The sequence below is a fragment of the Brachyspira sp. genome, from assembly GCF_050873525.1.
Classification (GTDB): Bacteria; Spirochaetota; Brachyspiria; order Brachyspirales; family Brachyspiraceae; genus Brachyspira.
Map to the genome: position 1 here is coordinate 1 of NZ_JBNMIZ010000341.1, position 1468 is coordinate 1468.

The 1468-nt window shown below is 24.3% G+C and carries 1 protein-coding gene; it reads left to right on the forward strand.

Going from position 1 to position 1468, the window contains the following annotated elements:
* On the forward strand, positions 1 to 1468 hold a 1468-nt coding region (locus ACR0QS_RS13205; protein ID WP_432633915.1), incomplete at both ends, for a glycosyltransferase family 4 protein.

Here is a 1468-nt window from a genome sequence, read left to right on the forward strand (position 1 = left end):
TCAACAATATATTAAGAAATTATCCTGAAATAGATATATCAATTATAAAAGAAGATGAAAACGAAAAACCGATATTTGATTATAATAATTATAAAATCAAATATTATTATTTTAATAAATTGGATTCTTATAATTTTAAACATAAATTTGATTTTTATTTTTTAGACGATATTTTAGCGCCTGCGCATAAAATACGAGACACGACTAATTTCTTTAACTACTTGTATCCTAATAAAATATTGGAAAATTCGAAAAGAATAGTATGCATCGGGCATGATTTAATTCCATTGTTATTTCATGAATATTATTTAAATCCTAAAAGCGTTTATTTTTTGCATTTAGAAACCGCAAAAATCATAGAGCATTTTTTCGTAAACAGCGAAAATACAAAAAACGACTTCATTGAATATTTAAATATAGACAAGAATAAATTAACGGTTATATATAGCGGCGTGGATAAAAAATTTGAAAATCCATTAAAAGAATATTATCATAAAGAAAGACTGAATAATATAATTTTTGTTTCGGGAGAAGATAGAAGAAAAAATGCGCAAGGATTAATAAGAGCTTTTGCCATAGCTTATAATTCTAAAAATATTCCTATAGATTCTAAATTATATATATGTTGTAAAGCTGGAGCGGGTTATTCTAATTTTTTGAAATCTACAATGAGAAAATGCAATATAAAAAATAGAGTAATAATCACGGGATTTATTAGCGATGAAGATATGATAAATTTAATATCCAATTCAAAAGCGAGTTTCTTTCCATCGTTTTACGAAGGATTAGGACTGCCTATTTTGGAAAGTTATGCATGTTCAACTCCAAGTTTTGCCTCAAATGTTTCATCCACAAAAGAATTTGTTTTAAAAGAATGTTCATTCGACCCTTATGACGATAACGATATGGCAAACGCTATAATAAAAGCTTTTAACGATGAAGAACTTTGCAAAAAATCTGTAGAATTTGGCAGAAAATTATTAAAAGAAAAATGCAACGGAGATGTGGTAAGTAAAAAAGTAGTGGAAAAATTAAAAGAATTAAATAAAACCGTAATTATGGATAAAGCTATTTTTATGGAATATAACGATTATAAATTATTCTCTTATACAAATTCGCATATATTTTTAACTATTCACCATTATTCCGATATGGAAACGGTAAATAATTCTTTGGACAGCGAGAAATATAATAACGATTTTATACCTATAGAATATTATAATAATTTTTTAAATAAATATAAATATAATAAAAAGATATTCGTTTTAGGAAGTTCTAAAATTTTAGAATACGCCGTTAAAGAAACGGATAAAAATAATTCTTATTTATTTATATATAAAAGCGAAATCTTTAATATTATATTCGATTATTTAAATAATTCTCTTGACAATTTTAAAGAAATCATAAAAAAATATTATTATAACCTCTACAAAATAATCGAATGCATAGATAATATAAACGATATAAA